We start from the raw sequence: 4,535 nt of genomic DNA, 5'->3' as shown, positions 1-4,535 counted from the left end.
CCTGCACGACATCGGTTTGCCCGACGGCAAAGGACGCCGCGCAAACGCCAAGGTAATAGCGCCAACTGCGCAGGAAACCTTCGGAATGACCCATCCGCCTGATCCGTTCTGCCTGCGCGCCCAACCTTTCGTTCCAAAGCGCGCAGGTGCGCGCGTAATCGGCACCAAATGCATGGGTGTCGGTGACCGAAAGCCCCGCGCGGCGTGCCTGACGGGCGATCACTTCGTTGGATAGCAACATGCCGCCGGGAAAGATGTGATGGCGGATATAGTCGGACGTGCGCTGGTATATGTCGAAATAGCCATCCTGCACGGTGATCGCCTGTATGACGGCGCGCCCTTGTTCTGCCAGCCGCGCCTTGATCGTGGCGAAATAGGTGGGCCAGTAATTCTGCCCGACCGCCTCGATCATCTCGATCGACACGATATTGTCGAACTTGCCCGCGCTTTTGCGATAATCTTGCAAGCGGATCTCGGCGCGCCCATCAAGGCGCGCGTCGGCATAGCCCTTCTGCGCGGGCGAGATGGTCAGGCCAGTGACATAACGCCCGCTGTCGGCGGCGCGTTCGGCAAACCCGCCCCAACCGCAGCCGATTTCCAAGACCCGTTCGCCGCGCCCGAGACGGCCAAGGATGCGGTCATATTTGCGGGCTTGGGCGCGCCCAAGGTCGGTATCGCCGGGGGTGAACATCGCCGCCGAATAGGTCATGCCCTCGTCAAGCCAGAGCTGATAAAACTCGTTGCCGACATCGTAATGCGCGCGGATGTTACGCGCCGCACCACGCGGGGAATTGGCGCGCATGATGCGGTTTACCACGCGAAACTTCAGGTTGCCCCAAAAGCCCGCATAGGCATAGCCGCGAAACTGGTCGAGGTTGCGCAGCGCCACCTCTGACAGATCCGCGATCGAGGGTGTTTCCCAAAGCCCGGCGACATAGGTTTCGCCAAGCCCGATATCGCCCCGCGCGGCAACGGCGGTGACCACCGACCAGTCGCGGATATGCATTTCGGCTGTGGGCGCGCCGTGGCCAAAATCGAACACCTCGCCCTCGGGCGTGCGCAGGCGCAGGCTGCCAACGTGGATTTGGGCGCAGGTGTCGAGGAAGTCGTGTTTTACGCGGTTGGTCAGGAACAGCATCAGCTTACCTCGGTTTCAGGAGGGGTGGGGCGGGTGCGGTATCTTGCGCCCTTCAGCCGCAGGCGCAGTGCCTGCCAATAGATCAGAATGATCGTGCGCAACGCGCCGAGCGGGCGGCGCAGGCAGGCGCGCAGGATGCCGCCGCTGGTCAGCGGCCGAAGCGGCCCCGAAAGGGTGGCAAGCACGCCCTCGTCACCATTGGTGTGCAGAATACGAATGGCGATCTGGTCGGGGCGGATGTCAAAGGTGAACTCGTAGCTGCCCTTGACCTCTTGAAAGGGGGATACATGCAGGGCTTTGGGTGCGGTGATGCGCGCCTCGCGGGTGATCGGCGCAAAGCCCGGCAAGTGGCAAAGATACGAATGGCGGTCGCCAAACGGCGTTGACACCTCGGCAATCACCGCGATCAGCGCCGCGCCATCCATCGCCAGCCAGAAGCTGACCGGGTTGAACGCATAGCCAAGAAACCGCGGCTGGGTCAGCAGCATCAGTTGCACCTTTCGCGCGCCAAGCCCATGTGCGGCCAGCACATCGCGCGCCCAAACAGGCCCGCGCCCCGCCTTCAGCGGCCCGCCGTGGTCACGATCATGCACGGAGAAAAGGTTGAAGCGGTTGCGCGCATAAAGCCACGGGCCGGGCCCGCCCGCCTCGGCGTCGATCAGCACATAATCGACGCCATAGCGAAACCCGTGCCGAACCACGCCGCGCCGCGTGTGCGTGGTAACCCCGGCCATATGTTCAGGCGCATGGGTCATGCGAACTGCCGATCCATCAGGCGCAAGATGCGGGCGGCGCTGGCGAAGCCGTCTTCATGAAAGCCGTGGCGCGTGTAGGCCCCGGCGAACCATGTGTTGTTTTGCCCCTGAATCGCGGTCAACTTGCGCTGTGCCGCCAGTGCCGGGGCATCAAAAACCGGGTGGCGGAAGGTCTTTTGATCGTAGATCAGATGTTCGGGGATCGGCCGCGCGGGGTTGAGCGAGACAAACAAAGGGTCGCTTTCGGGGATGTTCTGGAGGCGGTTCATCCAATAGGTCACACCCATCGCGGGCGCGTGCTGGGTGGTGTCGGCCTTGTAGACCCAAGCGGACCAGATCGCGCGGCGGCGCGGCATTTGGGCTGTGTCGCGGTGCAGGATAACCTCGTTGTCCTGAAAGCGGATAGCCGAAAGCGCCGCGCGTTCTTGCGCCGTGGGCTGCACCAGCAGGCGCAGCGCCTGATCGGAATGGCAGGCAAAAATCACCTGATCGAAGGGCTCGTGCGGCGCGTCGCCCGTGGCCACGATGCTTTGAGTGCCGGTGCGCGTGACACTGCGCACCGCTGTGCCGGGCAGAAGCGTGACACCGCAAGCGCGCAGATGGGTTTCCAGACGGCGCAGGTATTCGATACTGCCGCCATCGACCGTCCACCACTGATGCTGCCCCGAATTGCTGAGCAGGGCGTGGTTGCGGAAAAACTGCACCATCGGGCGGGCCGGAAAGGCGCGGATTTCGGCGGGCGGGGTAGACCAGATCGCGCCGCAGAGCGGCATCAGGTAAAACCGCTGGAACCAATCGCCCAGCCGCAATTCCTGCATCAACTCGCCAATCGTGGTGCTGTCGTCGGTGGCCAGCGCCTCGGCCTGATTGTTGAAGCGCAGGATGTCGCGCACCATGCGGGCAAATCCGGGGCGCAGCAGGTTGCGCCGCTGCGCGGTCAGCGCGTTCAGGTCACGCAAGCCATATTCGATCTGTCCGTCATTGATCGAGGCAGCAAAGCTCATATCGCTTTTGGCGACCGGCACGTCGAGCTTTTGGAACATCTGCGTCAGGTGCGGATAGTTCGCGTAGTTGAAGACGATAAAACCGGTATCGACTGGCTGATCGCCCCGAAGACCGGCCATCACGGTGCGCGCGTGGCCCCCAAGGCGCGGCGCGGCCTCGAACACCGTCACGGCATGGTGCGGGGCCAACAGATAGGCGGCGGCAAGCCCCGAAATACCCGCACCGATCACGGCAATGCGCTGTGGACGAATGGATTGCTGGTCAAATGACATGTTTGCTCCGGTCTTTTCTCGTATGGGCTACGTTTGAAAAGAAAAATCGGATCAAAATTGATCCAATACTTCGCCTAACTGCGTAGTGCGGCTATGATCGAACTGCGCCCTCATACCCAACATGCCGACTGGCGCCCTTCGATGGCGGCCCAAAAGGACAGGTCAGCAGTGACGAGCCCGTCTCCTCAAGTCTCGCAGCAGACGCTTTGCATGCTTGCGGTACGTGACAGCCGTGACCGCGCGGCGTTCGCTGCGCTGTTCGACCATTTCGCCCCACGCTTGAAGGGTTTCATCATGCGCTCGGGCACCGGATCGGGGCAGGCGGAAGAGATCGTGCAGGAGGTGATGCTGACAGTTTGGCGCAAGGCCGACCAGTACGACCCGCAGCGCGCCCCGGTATCGGCGTGGATCTATCAGATCGCGCGCAACCGGCAGATCGACGTGATCCGCAAGGAAGGCCGCCCGATGCCCGACGAATTGGGCGAAAGTGACGACGCCGAACCGGATGCGAGCCACATTCTCGCCGTCGAGCAAGAAGCCGGAAAACTGAAAGAAGCGCTAGCGCGGCTGAAGCCGGATCAGCGCGAGATAATCGAGAAGGCCTATATGGGTGAGTTGACACATCAAGAGATCAGTACCCAGACCGGGCTGCCGCTCGGCACGATCAAATCGCGTATCCGGCTTGGCCTGGAACGTCTGCGCCACGAGTTGAAGGATATGCGATAAATGCCCGCAATCACCCACCACACCCCAGACGCCTTGCTGGCCGCTTATGCGGCAGGCAGCCTGCCGCAACCCTATGCGCTGGTCGTGGCTGCGCATGTCTCGCTTTGCCTCGAGTGCCGTGCCGCCTATGAGGCGCATCACGCCGCAGGCGGTGCCGTGCTGGAATTGGCGTCAGCGCAGGAACTTTCGGCTGGGCTGAAGGCGAATGTTCTTGACCTGCTCGACGCGCCCGTTGCCCCGGCACCCACCTTTGCGCGTTCGGGCGTTTATCCCGGCCCGGTGATGGCTGCGCTAAAGGGTATGCCGCCGCGCTGGAAATCATTGGGGCTGGGGGTGCGGCAAAGCATCCTGTCGGCGGGGCCCGAAGGTTCGGTGCGTCTGCTCAGCATCCCCGCGGGGCAGGCGGTGCCAGATCACAGCCACAACGGGCTGGAACTGACGCTGGTGCTGCAAGGCAGCTTCAGCGACGAGACCGGGCGCTTTGCGGTGGGTGATATCGAGGTTGCCGATCAGGCGGTGGAACATACGCCGATCGCCGACGCGGGGGCCGATTGCATCTGCCTTGCCGCGACCGATGCGCCGCTGCGCTTTTCTGCGCTGATCCCGCGGCTCATGCAGCCGCTGTTCCGCATCTGATTT

5 protein-coding genes are annotated in these 4,535 nt (G+C 63.0%); 2 read left to right on the top strand and 3 right to left on the bottom strand.

The genetic code is table 11. From position 1 onward, the window contains the following. The 3 genes from ABY403_RS13760 to ABY403_RS13750 form a co-directional block, all read right to left on the bottom strand. Positions 1–1,138, bottom strand: a 1,138-nt coding sequence (locus tag ABY403_RS13760) for a class I SAM-dependent methyltransferase (protein WP_372841398.1), incomplete at its 3' end; no start/stop codon positions are given. Beyond that, positions 1,138–1,893 (bottom strand): DUF1365 domain-containing protein, encoded by a 756-nt coding sequence (locus ABY403_RS13755; RefSeq protein ID WP_372841397.1) that lies wholly within the window; start codon positions 1,891–1,893, stop codon positions 1,138–1,140. The genes ABY403_RS13760 and ABY403_RS13755, both read right to left, overlap by 1 nt. Beyond that, a complete protein-coding gene (locus ABY403_RS13750; RefSeq protein WP_372841396.1) occupies positions 1,890–3,170 on the bottom strand; it encodes an NAD(P)/FAD-dependent oxidoreductase in 1,281 nt (426 codons plus the stop codon). The genes ABY403_RS13755 and ABY403_RS13750 overlap by 4 nt, the downstream gene beginning before the upstream one ends. Before the next feature lie 141 nt (positions 3,171–3,311). Here ABY403_RS13750 and ABY403_RS13745 point away from each other — a divergent pair, with 141 nt between their 5' ends. Beyond that, positions 3,312–3,896, top strand: coding sequence for a sigma-70 family RNA polymerase sigma factor (locus ABY403_RS13745; protein ID WP_372841399.1), 585 nt, complete (start codon positions 3,312–3,314; stop codon positions 3,894–3,896). Further along, the gene (locus ABY403_RS13740; protein WP_372841395.1) at positions 3,897–4,532 is read left to right on the top strand and encodes a ChrR family anti-sigma-E factor; all 636 of its coding nucleotides are present in this window, start codon (positions 3,897–3,899) and stop codon (positions 4,530–4,532) included. Positions 4,533–4,535 lie beyond the last annotated feature (3 nt).

Source organism: Phaeovulum sp., assembly GCF_041596715.1.
In the GTDB taxonomy this organism is placed as follows: domain Bacteria; phylum Pseudomonadota; class Alphaproteobacteria; order Rhodobacterales; family Rhodobacteraceae; genus UBA6213.
This window is presented reverse-complemented; position numbering and strand designations above follow the sequence as displayed.